At 59.6% G+C, this 14464-nt stretch carries 13 protein-coding genes; 6 read left to right on the forward strand and 7 right to left on the reverse strand.

Going from position 1 to position 14464, the window contains the following annotated elements:
• Nucleotides 1-384 precede the first annotated feature (384 nt).
• Genes hutG through LSG25_RS17065 form a run of 4 tightly spaced genes read right to left on the reverse strand, consistent with a single transcriptional unit; the run spans nucleotide 385 to nucleotide 4509 of the window.
• On the reverse strand, nucleotides 385-1200 hold the full coding sequence (hutG, locus tag LSG25_RS17050; protein WP_232742079.1) for an N-formylglutamate deformylase: 816 nt from the start codon (nucleotides 1198-1200) through the stop codon (nucleotides 385-387).
• Entirely contained in the window at nucleotides 1197-2636 is a 1440-nt protein-coding gene (locus tag LSG25_RS17055; protein ID WP_232742080.1) for a formimidoylglutamate deiminase, read from the reverse strand. The genes hutG and LSG25_RS17055 overlap by 4 nt, the downstream gene beginning before the upstream one ends.
• Nucleotides 2633-3859 carry an imidazolonepropionase gene (hutI, locus tag LSG25_RS17060; protein WP_232742081.1) on the reverse strand — a complete coding sequence of 409 codons (1227 nt, stop codon included), beginning with the start codon at nucleotides 3857-3859 and terminating at the stop codon, nucleotides 2633-2635. The genes LSG25_RS17055 and hutI overlap by 4 nt, the downstream gene beginning before the upstream one ends.
• The gene (locus LSG25_RS17065) at nucleotides 3847-4509 is read right to left on the reverse strand and encodes a HutD family protein (protein WP_232742082.1); all 663 of its coding nucleotides are present in this window, start codon (nucleotides 4507-4509) and stop codon (nucleotides 3847-3849) included. Before LSG25_RS17065 ends, hutI begins: the two co-directional genes overlap by 13 nt.
• A 583-nt stretch (nucleotides 4510-5092) precedes the next feature.
• On the opposite strand from LSG25_RS17065, the gene ddpX reads away from it, so the two are divergent.
• The 6 genes from ddpX to LSG25_RS17095 all read left to right on the forward strand — a co-directional run bounded on the left by ddpX (nucleotide 5093) and on the right by LSG25_RS17095 (nucleotide 11364).
• Complete coding sequence (ddpX, locus tag LSG25_RS17070; RefSeq protein ID WP_370636016.1) at nucleotides 5093-5653, forward strand: D-alanyl-D-alanine dipeptidase; 561 nt, start codon at nucleotides 5093-5095, stop codon at nucleotides 5651-5653.
• Between the two features lie 156 nt (nucleotides 5654-5809).
• Nucleotides 5810-7393: an ABC transporter substrate-binding protein gene (locus LSG25_RS17075; RefSeq protein WP_232742084.1), complete on the forward strand. Its 1584-nt coding sequence runs from the start codon at nucleotides 5810-5812 to the stop codon at nucleotides 7391-7393.
• Between the two features lie 31 nt (nucleotides 7394-7424).
• A complete protein-coding gene (locus tag LSG25_RS17080) occupies nucleotides 7425-8441 on the forward strand; it encodes an ABC transporter permease (protein ID WP_232742085.1) in 1017 nt (338 codons plus the stop codon).
• Complete coding sequence (ddpC, locus tag LSG25_RS17085) at nucleotides 8442-9323, forward strand: D,D-dipeptide ABC transporter permease (protein ID WP_232742086.1); 882 nt, start codon at nucleotides 8442-8444, stop codon at nucleotides 9321-9323.
• Nucleotides 9323-10315, forward strand: a complete 993-nt coding sequence (locus LSG25_RS17090; RefSeq protein ID WP_232742087.1) for an ABC transporter ATP-binding protein — start codon at nucleotides 9323-9325, stop codon at nucleotides 10313-10315. Before ddpC ends, LSG25_RS17090 begins: the two co-directional genes overlap by 1 nt.
• On the forward strand, nucleotides 10312-11364 hold the full coding sequence (locus LSG25_RS17095; protein ID WP_232742088.1) for an ABC transporter ATP-binding protein: 1053 nt from the start codon (nucleotides 10312-10314) through the stop codon (nucleotides 11362-11364). Before LSG25_RS17090 ends, LSG25_RS17095 begins: the two co-directional genes overlap by 4 nt.
• 43 nt (nucleotides 11365-11407) lie before the next feature.
• Here LSG25_RS17095 and LSG25_RS17100 read toward each other — a convergent pair whose 3' ends face one another.
• The 3 genes from LSG25_RS17100 to LSG25_RS17110 are packed head-to-tail and all read right to left on the reverse strand — an operon-like array spanning nucleotide 11408 to nucleotide 14417.
• Entirely contained in the window at nucleotides 11408-12397 is a 990-nt protein-coding gene (locus LSG25_RS17100) for a hydroxyacid dehydrogenase (RefSeq protein ID WP_232742089.1), read from the reverse strand.
• Between the two features lie 22 nt (nucleotides 12398-12419).
• On the reverse strand, nucleotides 12420-13493 hold the full coding sequence (locus LSG25_RS17105) for a tartrate dehydrogenase (RefSeq protein WP_232744742.1): 1074 nt from the start codon (nucleotides 13491-13493) through the stop codon (nucleotides 12420-12422).
• 30 nt (nucleotides 13494-13523) lie between these two features.
• Nucleotides 13524-14417 (reverse strand): NAD(P)-dependent oxidoreductase, encoded by an 894-nt coding sequence (locus tag LSG25_RS17110; protein ID WP_232742090.1) that lies wholly within the window; start codon nucleotides 14415-14417, stop codon nucleotides 13524-13526.
• Between the last annotated feature and the right edge of the window lie 47 nt (nucleotides 14418-14464).

Genomic DNA, 14464 nt, shown 5'->3' on the forward strand with positions numbered 1-14464 from the left:
CAATGTGAGCCGTCTATCGGGGCTAGGGGTCAGGACCGGCGTAAGGCGTGCGCCGGATGCTACCGTAGGGAAGGCGGGGGCTTTCGGCGGGCCATGTTTGAGCGCAGCCGCGCCAGCGGCGTAGCGAGTTTGGCCCGACGCCCGCCTGGACGAGGTAGATCCGGATCAAGCACGCCGTGCCGGGCCTGACCCCTAGCCCCGATAGACGGCGTCTTCAAATACCAAACCGTTGAATACCATAAAACAACTCGAACAAAAAAATGCGCTAGTTGACCTGTATAGATTGATACAAGGGCCGCCGCCCCCGCGTCGTAAGAACGCAGGTGGCCGCTATAAAACAGCCCCACGGAAACAGCCTCCTGCGGGCAGCTACAAGGGTCATCCCTACGAAATCTTTCGCAGCCACTCCAGGGCCACTTCAACCGCGGCCTGCACGGCCGGGGCCGCCTCCTTGGCCCTGTCCTCCACATAGGCATAAGGATGGCTTTCATCCATATAGGTAATTTGCGACTGCTCCAATTGCACCGCAATCACGCCTTCCGAGGGGCGACCGTACTCGCGGGTAATATATCCGCCCGTAAACCGGCCATTGGCCACCGCGGTGTAGCGACCCCGGCGCGTAACCGTGTCGGCCAGTTCCTGGGCCAGGCCGGCCGGCGCGCTCGCATCCCGGGACGTGCCGAAATTGAAATCCGGCAGCCGCCCTTCAAAAAAACGCGGTACATGCGAGCGTATTGAATGCGCTTCCCACAGCAGCGCCTTGCCGTGCTTGTTCCTGAGCCGTTCGATCTCTTGCTGAAGCGCCGCATGATAAGGCCGCCAGTACAGATCCAGGCGCCGCTTCTGCTCGGCTTCGCCGGGCTCGTGCCCGGGGGCGTACAGCGCTTCCTTGTCGAATGTATCCACAGGCAGCAAGCCCGTGGTGTCCTGGCCGGGGTACAGATTGGCGCCATCGGGCGGGCGGTTCAGGTCGATGACGTAGCGCGAATAGCCGGGCTGCAATATCGACGCCCCCATTGTCTGCGCAAAGGCGTACAGGCGATCCAGATGCCAATCGGTATCGTCGTAGCGCTGGGCTATGGGCGTCATGGTGCGTGCGATATCGGCTGGGATGCGGGTGCCCATATGCGGGATCGACACCAGGAGTGGAATCGATCCCTGGACAAGAGTAAAGACGGGTTGATCGGTGGCAGTGCTCATGATCGAGATCCTTGCTGTAGTAATTCCGTAAGGGCGAGCCGGTAGCGCGCATACGCCTGTTCTTCGCCGTGATGGCGCCGCTCGCGCACGACATGCCGGCCCGCGACATATACATCGCGAATGGCGGTGGTGGCGCTGCGCTCGCTGAAGACGAGCCCCGATAGCCACATGTCGGGCCGTTGCTCGGCCAAGTGTGGATGATCGGGATCGAGCACCATGAAGTCGGCCTGGCGGCCCACGACCAGGGATCCGATGGAGCGGCCGCTGGCCAGGGCGCCGCCGGACGCCGCATCGTCAAAGAGCCGGTCGGCCACCTGCGGCTGCCGGGGCGAGGCCAGCACATTGCGTTCATGGCGCAACAGGCGCTGCCCATATTCCAGTAGGCGCAGCTCCGAGCGCCAGTCCACGCCGATGTGGCTATCGGAGCCCAGTCCGAAACGCCCTTGGGCGGACAGGTAATCCGCGGCGGGAAAGATACCGTCGCCCAGATTGGCTTCGGTTATCGGGCACAGGCCCGCCACGGCGCCGCTTTGGGCAAGCGCTTGAGTTTCGTCGCCGTCTACATGGGTGGCGTGCACCAGGCACCAGCGCTGATCGACCTTGAAATGATCGAGCAGCCAGCGTACTGGCCGGACTCCTTCGGTTTCCACACAGGCCTGAACTTCAGCCAGTTGCTCGGCAATATGAATATGGATAGGCGCATTTGGGAAATGCCGGTCGAGGCCATTGAACAGGGCCTTGAGCGAGGAGGGAGAAACCGCGCGCAAGGAATGCGGCGCAACACCGTAGCGCCGTTGCGCGCTTTCCGGCCGGGCGTGGCGCAGGCCCTCGAGCATGTCCAGCAATTGTTCGGGTGTATTGATGAAGCGCCGCTGGTCCTGGCGCGGCGCCTGCGCTCCAAAGCCGCTGTATTGGTACAGCACAGGCAGCATGGTCATGCCTATGCCGGCCTGTTCCGCTGCATCGACAACCCGTTCCGACAACTCGGCCGGCCGGGTGTGGCGCATGCCATCGGCCTGGTGGTGCACGTAATGGAATTCGCACACCGAGGTATAGCCCGCCTTCAGCATTTCGATATACAGCCAGTGCGCGATGGCCGATATGCTGTCGGGCGAAAGGCGGGCCGCAAAGCGGTACATCAGGTCGCGCCAGCTCCAGAAGCTATCGGCCGCATTGGCGCGGTATTCGGTCAAGCCCGCCATGGCGCTTTGGAAAGCATGCGAATGCAGGTTGGGCATGCCGGCGAGGACCGGTCCGCAAACACGCTGAAGATTCAGGGTTTCACCCAGAACTTCCTCCGTGATGTGGCTACGCACGGTGGTAAGCGTACCGTTTTCATTCCATTCCAGCAGCACATCGGGCTGCCAGCCGCTGCGCAGACGGGCATAGGGGGCAAACAGAGCGCCGCCTGCCGGGCTCGGTGTCTTGTCGCTCATGCGTTTCCTCGTTTGTCGATGGAGATCTGGCCGTGGCGCACGACCAGCTGGCAGCGATTCAGGCCGCTCCAGTAGGCCAGCTCGGCCAGCGATTCGATGTCCCAGGCCACGAAGTCGGCGGGGGCGCCCAGGGTAATTTCGCCGCGTATGTCGGGATGGTTCAATGCCTGCGCCGCATGGATCGTTACGCCCGCCAGCGCTTCAGGTACCGATAGCCTGAACAAGGTGCAGGCCATGTTCAGCATGAGCAGCAGCGAGGTGGTGGGCGAGGTGCCGGGATTGCTGTCGGTTGAAATCGCGATGGGCACCCGATGCCGGCGCAGCAGGGCAATGGGCGGCAACTGGGTTTCGCGGATGAAGTAATACGCGCCGGGCAGCAGCACGGCCACGGTGCCGGCGTCGCGCATGGCGATCACGCCGGCCTCGTCGAGGAATTCCAGATGGTCGGCCGACAAGGCCTTGTAACGCGCTGCGAGGGCGGTCCCGCCCAGCAGTGAAAGTTGCTCGGCGTGCATTTTGACCGGCAGGCCGAAACGCCTGGCGGCCTGGAATACCCGTTCGGATTGAGCCAGGCTAAAGCCTATGCCTTCGCAGAACACATCGACCGCATCGACCAGCTTTTCCTCGACCAGGGCGGGCAGCATGACATCGCACACCAGGTCGATATAGTCGTCGGCGCGGCCGGCGTATTCGGGGGGCAGCGCATGCGCGCCCAGAAAAGTGGTAAGCACCGTAACGGGGCGGGCTCGCCCCAGGCGTCGCGCCACGCGCAGCATCTTGCGTTCATTTTCCAGGTCCAGCCCATAGCCGGACTTGATTTCGATCGCGGTCACGCCCTCGGCCAGCAGAGCATCGAGACGGTGCAAGGCGGTGCGAAACAGTGTGTCTTCGCTGGCATCGCGTGTCGCGCGTACGGTCGATATAATGCCGCCGCCCCGCCGGGCGATTTCTTCATAGCTGACCCCGGCCAGCCTCTGCGCGAATTCTTCCGCCCGGTTGCCGCCGTACACCAAGTGAGTGTGGCAGTCGATCAGCCCCGGGGTAACCAGCGCGCCCCGCAGATCGTGCTTCGGGCAATCCAGGTAGGGGGAGGGCAGTTGCGCCGAAGGGCCGAACCATTCGATGCGCTGGCCGCGTACAACCAGAGTGGCATTTTCAATAAGTTTTTCCGGGTTCGCCGTGGGAGCCAGCCTGGCATTGGTCCATAGGCTTATATCCGACATGGGAAGTCTCCTTGCAGGCGTATGCGCACGTCTATCAGGCGGTCATCGCCGGCGCCTGCGGGTTCGATGGCAAGCCGCAGGGCAGCTTCGCCCGACAGCGTCACGATCAAAGTATCGCCTGTTTGCAGCATATCCGGCGCATCCCGCCAGCCCATATCTCCAGACCGGATCCCGAATGAACCAGCCGCGCAATGCAAAGCAGTGCAGCCTGGTTCCAGCGTCAAGGTTTGCGCCGTCTCACGCACATCCAGCCGGCCTGTGCCGGCCCCGCGCCGCACCATAAGATTGAAGTCTTGCGTCGGCCCATTAGGCAATTCGGCGCGGATAGGGGTTTCGCCCAAGAACCTGTGAGGCTCCCAGCGCGACAGACGGTGCGGTTCACCGCCGGCCTCATCAATGAGAATCATCGGCCCGCCGCGCGTTACCACCAGGGTGCGGTCGATATTGTGAAAGGTTGAAAAAGGCCCCGCCTGGGCGACATCGGCTACGCTGATGCGCCATAGGAAAGATTCGAACGAAGCATTGCCGGGGTGGCTGGCGATTTCGCGCGTGACGCCGCCGCCATTCTTCCAGGGCACCGCCCGCAGGTCGGCGGCCGCAATCAGGTCGACATGAATGGAAGGAGGGGCATGGTCGGTGTTCGGCGGCATCTCGGTGCTTCTTTCTTCATTGATCGTGCTTGTATATACAATTATTCATCAATTGATCCGGAATAGCAATCTGGCCTTGCCGCGATGGCAGCCCGGCAGGCGTTTCCGCACGATACGCCGATGTGCCAATTCACTGTTGCGGCGCGAGCCCGGCAATACGCTGAAATAAGTAAACTCTGGCAAGATCGCCCGATAAGGCGTTAAATTGGGTTTATGCCCTGAAACAGGACGTGTAGACAAGGAGTCTGCCATGACAAGCACCGATATTATTGTGGTATTGCTTCTAGGGGTAGGCGTAGCGTGCTCCCTGACATTATTATTTTGGCTGGTGCGTCTGATCAAGCGCGATCGGCGCGGCAACAGCCATTGAACGGCTCGCCGGGCCACGCGCGCAGCCTGGCGGGCGCCTGACCCGGCTTTGAGTCGCACACGAATCACAGATGCTCGAACGCAACAGGCCTTCACCGACCATTCAGAAGAACCGATGAAAGATAGCAATAATCTCGACCCCATGGCTACCCTCGCCGTCCAGATCAATTCCCTCGACAACCCCCTGACTGTCCACCTAAATGGATCACCCTCAATCGCCTCGGGTGAGTTGGTGGAAATCACTTCCGCAAACTATCCCGTCGATATCGACCTGGTTTACGCGAGCGCCGACAATCTGGCGGGCCGGCCTGTTTACGCCGCGGCGCGCTGCGCGTTGCGCCCAGAGGCCGCCGCCTGTTTGCTGAAGGCCGCCGTAGCCGCGCAGCGTGCCGGCTATCGGATAAAGGTATTCGATGCCTATCGTCCGCCGCGCGCCCAGCGGATTTTCTGGGCGCTGTGTCCCGATCCGCGCTATATCGCCGATGCGAATCTGGGCTCGAACCATACTCGCGGCACCGCTGTCGATGCGACCTTGCTCGACGACAAAGGCGTGGCCCTGGACATGGGCACGGGCTTCGATGCCATGGAAGATCGTTCGCACCATGATCGCGACGATTTGCCTGTCGCCGTGCAACGCAACCGCAGCCTTTTGCTTGGAATCATGCTGCGTGCGGGGTTTCGTTCGATCAACACGGAATGGTGGCATTACGAGCTGCCGGACTCCAAGTCTTATGCTCTGCTGGATGATCCTATCGTCACGGCGGTAGACAAGTAGGCGGGCCGTTGTCGCCTGCATTCGGCAGGCCTGGCGACCTGCCGCTCGGCTTGAGCCGGCGGGAACGCCCATATATGCCTGGTTCAGGTGTATTGCCAGGTGTGGGTGACTCGTGTAAGTTGCGGGGGTGTTCATGGTTCTCACTGGAGATGTGTGATGTTCAAGTCGGCTTTCCGTTTCGCCTGTTTGCCTCTGCTGCATCGACGCCCTTTGGTATTGCTTGCCGGCCTGGGCATGGTTGCCTTGATGTCGGCGGCGCAGGCCATGGCGCCCAAAGATACGCTGATGATCGGCAAGTCGGCCGATCCGCAAACGCTGGATCCGGCGATCACGATCGACAATAACGACTGGACTGTTACCTACCCGGCATATCAGAAGTTGATGCGCTACAAGCAAACCGCCGACGGCAAGGGCTCGACCGAGGTCGAAGGCGACCTGGCCGCAAGCTGGACCGTATCGCCCGACAACCTTACCTGGACGTTCAAGCTTCAGCCCAATCAGAAATTTGCCGATGGCGCGGCCGTCGATGCCCAGGCGGTGAAGTTTTCCTTTGATCGCCTGCTAAGGCTCAAGCAAGGGCCGTCCGAGGCTTTCCCGAAAGGGCTCGAAGTGACGGTCATCGATCCCATGACGGTGCAATTCCGGCTTAAAGCACCGTTCGCCCCATTTCTATACACGCTGGCCAATAACGGCGCAGCTATCATCAACCCCGACGCGGCCAAGCGCGACGGCGGTATCGACGCGTACCTGTCGCGCAATACCGCGGGGTCCGGTCCCTACCGCCTGGTGTCATGGCAGAAAGGCCAGGCCTTGACACTCGAACCCAATCCCCATTACGGCGGCACCAAGAAGCCGCACATGGCCAAGGTGGTCATCAAGATCGTGCCTGAGGCAACATCGCGCCGCTTGCAGCTGCAGCATGGCGATCTGGATATTGCCGAGGAAATGCCGGTCGACCAAATAGTGGCCCTGAAGTCCACGCCCACCGTCAAGGTGGTGGAATATCCCTCCTTGCGCGTGACTTACCTGTATCTCAACAACAAGACAGGTCCGCTCAAGAATCCCGATCTGCGCCATGCCGTGGTCGATGCCATCGACTACACCGGCGTCATCGACGGCATTCTGCTCAAGCAGGCCAAACAAACTCGCGGCCCCATACCCGAGGGCATGTGGGGCTACGATGCCAAGCTGCCCTTGCCCAGGCAGAATCTCGATGCGGCCAAGGCCGAACTCAAAAAATCCGGCGAAGCCAAGGCGACGCTGGTGCTCAAGTACTCCACCAAGGATCCCAACTGGGAGGCCATCGCGCTCACCACCCAGGCCAACCTGGCGGCCATCGGCATCAAGGTCAGGCTGGAAAAACTGGCCAACGCGACCTTGCGCGAACAACTGGGCAAGGGCGACTTCGATATTTCAGTCGGCAACTGGAGCCCCGACTTCGCCGATCCCTACATGTTCACCAGCTACTGGTTCGATTCCGACAAGCAGGGGCTGGCCGGCAATCGTTCGTTCTACTCGAACCCCGAAGTGGACAAGTGGTTGCGCGAAGCCGCCACGCTTAGCGACCAGAACCAGCGCATCGCCTTGTACGACAAGGTGCAGCAGCAAGTCGTCAAAGATGCCGCCTACGTGTATCTGTACCAGAAGAATTACCAGGCCGCCATGCGCACCGATGTCAAGGGTTTCGTCTTCAACCCCATGCTCGAGCAGGTATTCAACGTAGCCGACATCACCAAGTAGGGACGGCCCCGCAATTTAATTGAGGTTCCGGATGTCCTGGTTGCCGATCGTCAGAAAGCGGCTGTTCAGCCTGGTGCTGGTGGTGATAGGCGTTTCGCTGATCACATTCATTATTTCCCACCTGATTCCCGGCGATCCGGCACGCCTTATCGCCGGCGACCGGGCGACCGACGAAATCGTTGCGCACATACGCCAGAAGCTCGGACTGGATCTGCCCCTGTACCTGCAATACTGGCACTATGCGGTGGGCCTGGTGCACGGCGACCTCGGTACATCGATCCGCACCGGACGGCCAGTGCTCGAAGACATACGCGCCTTTTTTCCGGCTACGCTTGAGCTGGCGATCGTCGCCCTGTTCCTTGCAACTTTGCTGGGCATTCCGCTTGGCGTGATTTCCGCGGTGTATCGCAACAAGCCTGTCGATCAGTTCGTGCGCACGCTATCGGTCACGGGTATTTCCACGCCGGCATTCTGGTTGGGGCTGGGCCTGATCGTCTTGTTTTATGGTCGCCTGGGCTGGCTGCCGGGCGGAGGAAGGCTGGACCAGGGCCTGGGCCCTCCCAGCGACATTACAGGCTTTTACCTGGTCGATTCCCTGCTGACCTGGAATATCCCGGTGTTCCTGAATACGCTCAAGCATCTGATCCTGCCGGCGTTTACCTTGGGGTTTGTGCATCTGGGCATAGTCTCGCGGCAAATCCGCTCCGCCATGCTCGAGCAGATGGGCGAAGACTACGTGCGTACGGCGCGCGCCTTCGGGCTATCGCGCTGGACGGTCATCGTGCGCCATGCCTTGCCCAATGCGCTGATGCCATCTATTACCGTGCTGGGCCTGGCGATGGGCGACTTGCTGTACGGAGCGGTGCTGACGGAAACCGTGTTTGGCTGGCCCGGCATGGGGGCCTACGTAGTCGAATCGATTCAGGCCCTGGATTTCCCGGCGGTCATGGGTTTCGCGGTGGTGGTGTCGTTTGCCTATGTGTTACTTAATCTGCTGGTCGATCTGCTGTATCGCTGGATCGACCCGCGTATTACAGGGGTGAATTGAATGGCCGGCGTGCCCGCGGCGCATCCGCGAAAACCATGGCGTGAGTCCTCGTCCTACATGGCCTATCAGCTTGGCAAGAGCCCCCTGACGATGTTCGGGCTGGGCCTGATTGTGCTGATGTGCCTGGCCGCGCTTTGCGCGCCCTGGATTGCGCCGTACAACCCCGACAGCATCAACCTGATCCATCGCCTGGCCGCGCCATCGGCCGCGCATTGGTTCGGTACCGACGAAGTGGGGCGCGACCTGTTCAGCCGCGTGCTGTATGGTGGCCGGCAATCGATAGGCGTGGGCCTGTTCGTGGCCTTTGCGTCCAGCTTTGCGGGATCCATTCTCGGCTGCTTTTCGGGTGTGCTGGGCGGCCGCATAGACAGCCTGATCATGCGCATCATGGATGTCGTGCTGTCGGTGCCTTCGCTGGTGCTGACCATGGCCCTGGCGGCGGCGCTCGGCCCCAGCCTGTTCAACGCCATGCTGGCCATTACCATTGTCCGGATTCCCTTTTATGTGCGCCTTGCGCGCGGGCAAACCCTCAGCGTTCGCGAAATGGCGTATGTCAAGGCGGCGCGCACTTTCGGCGCCACGCGCCGGCATCTCGTGTTCTGGCACATTATCCGCAATACCCTGTCGCCCATTATTGTGCAGGCCACGCTGGACATAGGCAGCGCCATACTCATGGCGGCGGCATTGGGTTTTATCGGCCTGGGCGCGCAGCAGCCCACTGCCGAATGGGGCGCCATGGTGGCGACCGGGCGCAATTATTTCCTGGACCAGTGGTGGTATGCCGTCTTTCCGGGCTTTGCCATTCTGATCACGGCGACAGGCTTCAATTTGCTGGGCGATGGCGTGCGCGACATGCTCGACCCAAGACAGAAGGTGAAATAGTGGCGCAGCCAGGCGATCCCGTCCTCGATATTCGCGATCTTGCGCTGGAGTTTCCTGTGTATAAAGGGGCGGTCAAGGCGCTCAATGGCGTTTCGCTGAAAGTAGGGCCCGGCGAGGTGGTGGGCGTGGTCGGTGAGTCCGGCTCGGGCAAATCGGTGACGGCCATGGCGGCCTTGAAATTGCTTCCGCGCGATGGCTTTGTGATAACCGGGGGCTCGCTGAACCTGCTGGGCCACGATATCCTGAACGCCTCCGAGGCCGAGATGCTGCGGGTGCGCGGCTGTGAAGCGGCCATGATTTTTCAGGAACCGATGACAGCACTCAATCCCACCAAAAAAGTGGGTGATCAGATTACCGGGGTAATTCGGCGTCATCGGGCCTTGTCCAAAACACAGGCCGCGCAGAAAGCCGTCAAATTGCTGCGCGCCATGTACATTGCCGACCCCGAGCAGATTCTGCACAGCTACCCCTTCGAACTCTCGGGAGGCATGCGTCAGCGCGTCATGATCGCCCTGGCGTTTTCCTGCGATCCCCAACTGCTGATTGCCGATGAGCCCACTACGGCGCTCGACGTCACGGTACAGCGCCAGGTCTTGCTGCTGCTGCGCGAACAGGCGCGCGAGCGCGGCACAGCCATTTTGTTCATCACACACGATATGGCGGTCGTGTCGCAGTTCTGCGACCGAGTGTATGTCATGTATGCCGGATCGGTGGTCGAGCAGGGCCTTACCGCCCAGGTCATGGAGCGGCCCGCCCATCCCTATACCCGGGGCCTGCTCGGAGGTTTGCCGGAAAATGCAAAACCCGGTTCAGCCCTGCCGGCGATACCGGGCCAGGTGCCTAACCTGGCCGACCTGCCCGACGGCTGCGCGTTTCGGCCGCGCTGCGAGCGTGCCGACGAGGCCTGCCTGATCAAACCGGCGTTGCGGAGCTTGCCCGACGGCCGCGGCCAGGCGGCGTGCTGGCACGTTTTGCACGGAGGCAGGCAATGACGATTAACGCCGCGCCGCGCCATATTCCCGTGCTGACGCTGGACAAGGTCGAATTGCGGTTTCCCGTAGCCACGAATTGGCTGGGGCATCCCAAGTCGTATGCGCACGCCATCAATGGTATATCGCTGGCGGTGCATGCCGGCGAAACCCTGGGCATCGTCGGGGAGTCCGGTTGCGGCAAAAGCACCCTGGCGCAACTGCTTATGGGCCTGTTGACACCCACGCAAGGCACGGTGCGCTGGGAAGCCCCGGAGGCCGGCAAGCCCGCGGCGAATGTGCAAATCGTGTTTCAAGATCCGCAATCGTCGCTGGATCCGCGCCTGCCCGTCTGGAAGATCATTATGGAACCCGTATATGTGCGCGGCGGGGTCAAGCTGCACGAGTTGCGCCGCCGCGCCGCCCAGGTGGCGCAGCAGGTGGGCTTGCGCGACGAGCAGCTGGATCGTTTTCCGCACGAGTTTTCGGGCGGCCAGCGGCAACGCATCGCGATTGCGCGTGCCTTGTCATCCAGTCCCGATGTCATCGTGCTCGATGAGCCCACCTCGGCGCTCGATATATCGGTACAGGCTCAGATACTCAATCTGCTGCAAGACCTGCAGCGGCGGTACCAGCTGACCTATGTGCTGATTTCTCACAATGTATCGGTCGTACGCCACTTGTGCGATCGGGTCGCGGTCATGTATCTGGGGCAGATCGTCGAGCTGGGGGATACGTTGGAAGTATTGAACCAGCCCCGGCATCCCTATACGCAACTATTGCTCGACTCGGTGCCCAGGCTGGGCGAGCCCTTTGTCGATGGCAGTCCGGCGGTCAATACCGAGCTGCCCGGCAACCGGCGCTTGCCCACGGGCTGTTTCTTTGCCGATCGCTGTTCCAGGGTAATCGCGGGCTGTGAGTTGCCGCAGTTGCTGCGGCCTGTAGTCCAGGACTCGGGGCAGAGCCTGGATGGGCGTATTGCGGCAATGAGAACATCGGCCTCGATAAAGACAGCGGCCGACGCGGCCTTATGGCCTGCCCTGCGATCATGCCGTTGCCATAGGGTGTGTTGATTCTATGCTTCTGGGGGCCGGTTCTGCCCGGTTTTTCGCGATATCAAATTTTCTGTAGACGGAGCAGGCGAGCGCGAATATGCGATTCCGCGTCGGAGTTTACAAGGTGACGGGGCAGGGCTCCATTGAGTAAAGAAAAAGCTTGTTGAGCGGCGAGTTCGCTCATGCGTTGCATGCTTTGTTGCGTGATACCGGCAAGATGGGTGGATAGGATAAGATTCGGTATCGCAAGCAGCGGCGAATCGGCTGGCAGTGGCTGTTCTGTGAATACATCCAGAGCTGCTCCCGCCAGCCGTTTATTGATTAAGGTATCTGCCAGCGCCTGTTCGTCTATCACTGCTCCTCGGGCGACATTGACAAGATAAGCACCGGGCTTCATTGATGCCAGCCGTTCTGCATTGACCAATCCGCGCGTATGTTCGTTCAGAGGGCAGGTCAATACAAGGAAATCTGATTCTTTAAACAATATATCCAGGGATGCCTTTTCAATGAAATCGGGCATATGCTGAGGGTTTCTGCGATAGCCAATACCTCTCATTTTCAGTCCATAATGGCATATGCGCGCCACCTCGCAACCGACCGCTCCGGCGCCGACAATGCCCACTGTTCGACCTGTCAGCTCAGTAGCGCTATCAGATAGTTGACGTGCCGAATTCCAGCCATCAGATCGCAGCTTTCTTTCGACGATATGCAATTGGCGCGCAAGTGCGATCATCTGCCCCACAACATATTCGGCTACCGACAAGGCATTTACGCCTGGTGTATTGGCCACAGCTATGCCGAGCTTGGATGCCTCTTCTACAGGGATCATGTCCAGCCCGGCCCCATGCCTTATCGCGCCACGCAGCCGCTTTGTGCCTTCGAAAATATCTGTCGGCAATGCTGCCCGTACGATAATTACATCGGCGTCCCGCGATAATTCTCGCAGAGTGGGAAATGTAGTGTCGGAGGCGAGTCTGACATCCGCCTGTGAACTCAGCAATGCCATGCTGGCGGGATGAATGGGATTGGTCAGGAGAACGATAGGACGCATAAGGTGAGATGTTTGGAAGTGGTCAGGCTACGGCCGCAATCTTAGCGATTGCCTTGCCGAGATCCGATGTCTTTGCGCGGCCACCCAAATCGGGTGTGCGAGGATTGTCAGCTTCGCTCAGTACGAGTTCGATAGCACGCATGATGGCCTTCGCCGCTTCGGTTTCGCCAAGATGCTCCAGCATCATGGCGGCCGACCAGATCTGGCCGACGGGATTAGCGATTTCCTGGCCCGCGATATCGGGTGCGGAGCCGTGTACGGGCTCGAACATGGAGGGGTGTATCCGTTCGGGATTGATATTTGCGCTGGGAGCCACAGCTATGGTACCTGTGATGCCCGGACCCAGGTCAGATAGGATATCGCCAAATAAATTGGAGCCTACCACTACATCGAAGCGTTCGGGGGACATGACGAAGCGAGCGGCTAAAATATCGATGTGGTATTGATCGGCACGAACATTTGGATGATTCGCAGCCATTGCAGCGAAGCGCTCATCCCAGAATGGCATGGAATGGTAGATGCCATTGGATTTTGTGGCCGAGCTTACATGCGGCCGCCCCAGTGTCTGGGCCAGATTGAAGGCATAGCGAAGAATCCGATCGGTTCCGCGCCGGGTAAACACCGCTTCTTGCGTCACAAACTCATGTTCGGTACCTGCAAACATGCGTCCTCCCAATTGCGAATATTCGCCTTCCGTATTCTCGCGCACTATCCAAAAATCGATGTCGCCAGGGTTTTTGTTTGCTAAAGGGCACGGGATGCCTGGTAATAGCCTTACCGGTCGCAAATTGACATACTGGTCGAACTCCCGCCGTATCGGGATCAGCAGATTCCAAAGCGAGATATGATCCGGAACCCCCGGAAAGCCTACTGCGCCAAGCAGAATCGCGTCGTTGTCGCTTAGCCGGGCGATGCCGTCGTCCGGCATCATCTTGCCCATTGTTTTGTAGCGCTCGCAGTTCCAATCGTAATGAGTATATTTGAGCTTGAAGTCGAAACGTGCGCTTATGGCATCCAGCACTCGCAGGCCTTCAGGCATGACTTCATTGCCGATCCCATCGCCCGGAATGACAGCGATCGAGTAGGTTCTGTTGATAATCACAATATTTTCTCGAATGTAGGAATATTAAAGAGATGGGCGTATCATCGCGTCCGAATCGGCCAAGATACTGATGAGCTCTGGCACGGAGGCCTGAGACGAACCCAGTTGGTTTCCATACGCGTAGGCTTGCCGGACAGCTTCAGCCGTGGCGTGTGGGGCACCTATCTCTGCGGCCATTGTTGTGTAGTAAGTCATGTCTTTCAGCGCATTGGCAAGTGAGAAGCGGAAGCCCGAGCTATCACGGGATTCGATATAAGGCTGTAGGCGATTGAGCACCACTCCGTCACCGCCTCCGTTCGCTAGAATCTGGATCAGGACCTCGGGCTTTATATTGGCACGTTGCGCGCAGGCGGCGGCCTCGGCCAACACAGCTGAAAATCCCAATGAAACAAAATTATGTATAAGCTTCATCTGATGCCCTGAGCCCACTGGCCCTGAAAATACGATATTTTCGGCATAGCACTGCAAAAGTGGCTTGCATCGTTCAAAGAGTGCATGATCTCCGCCTACGATCAGATTCAATCGGCCTTCGGCCGCTTCTTTCGGCGTGCGAGTCATGGGGGCATCGAGAAAAAGGCCGCCCGCTGCTTCAATAGCCCGCGCGATCTTTAAGGTCGATGAGGGAATGGCGGTCGAGCAATCTATTACGATGGTGCCCTGCGTCATGCCTTCGAGCAATCCGCCTGCTCTATATACGACATCTTCGACCTGAGGCGTGCCTGTCAGGCACAGGATCACCACATTGGATTGTTGCGCTACGGCAGATGCCCTATCCGTTTTTACAGCACCGGCGCCGAGCAGATCTTCCACAGATTGATTGCCTGGATGATCCAGAAGCAGCATTGAATAGCCATGCTTGAGAATATTGAGAGCGATGCCGTGGCCCATCAATCCCACGCCGATCAGGCCGACCTTCATGTTCGAATCTGTCATATTCTATTTATTTCCATTAATAAATTAAGCCG

The organism is Paralcaligenes sp. KSB-10, from assembly GCF_021266465.1.
Classification (GTDB): domain Bacteria; phylum Pseudomonadota; class Gammaproteobacteria; order Burkholderiales; family Burkholderiaceae_B.

Bases quoted from the DNA above. Each gene is read 5' to 3' on its own strand.
- hutG (WP_232742079.1), bottom strand. From the start codon at position 1,200: ATGAGCACTGCCACCGATCAACCCGTCTTTACTCTTGTCCAGGGATCG.
- LSG25_RS17055 (WP_232742080.1), bottom strand. From the start codon at position 2,636: ATGAGCGACAAGACACCGAGCCCGGCAGGCGGCGCTCTGTTTGCCCCC.
- hutI (WP_232742081.1), bottom strand. From the start codon at position 3,859: ATGTCGGATATAAGCCTATGGACCAATGCCAGGCTGGCTCCCACGGCG.
- LSG25_RS17065 (WP_232742082.1), bottom strand. From the start codon at position 4,509: ATGCCGCCGAACACCGACCATGCCCCTCCTTCCATTCATGTCGACCTG.
- LSG25_RS17075 (WP_232742084.1), top strand. From the start codon at position 5,810: ATGTTCAAGTCGGCTTTCCGTTTCGCCTGTTTGCCTCTGCTGCATCGA.
- LSG25_RS17080 (WP_232742085.1), top strand. From the start codon at position 7,425: ATGTCCTGGTTGCCGATCGTCAGAAAGCGGCTGTTCAGCCTGGTGCTG.
- ddpC (WP_232742086.1), top strand. From the start codon at position 8,442: ATGGCCGGCGTGCCCGCGGCGCATCCGCGAAAACCATGGCGTGAGTCC.
- LSG25_RS17095 (WP_232742088.1), top strand. From the start codon at position 10,312: ATGACGATTAACGCCGCGCCGCGCCATATTCCCGTGCTGACGCTGGAC.
- LSG25_RS17100 (WP_232742089.1), bottom strand. From the start codon at position 12,397: ATGCGTCCTATCGTTCTCCTGACCAATCCCATTCATCCCGCCAGCATG.
- LSG25_RS17110 (WP_232742090.1), bottom strand. From the start codon at position 14,417: ATGAAGGTCGGCCTGATCGGCGTGGGATTGATGGGCCACGGCATCGCT.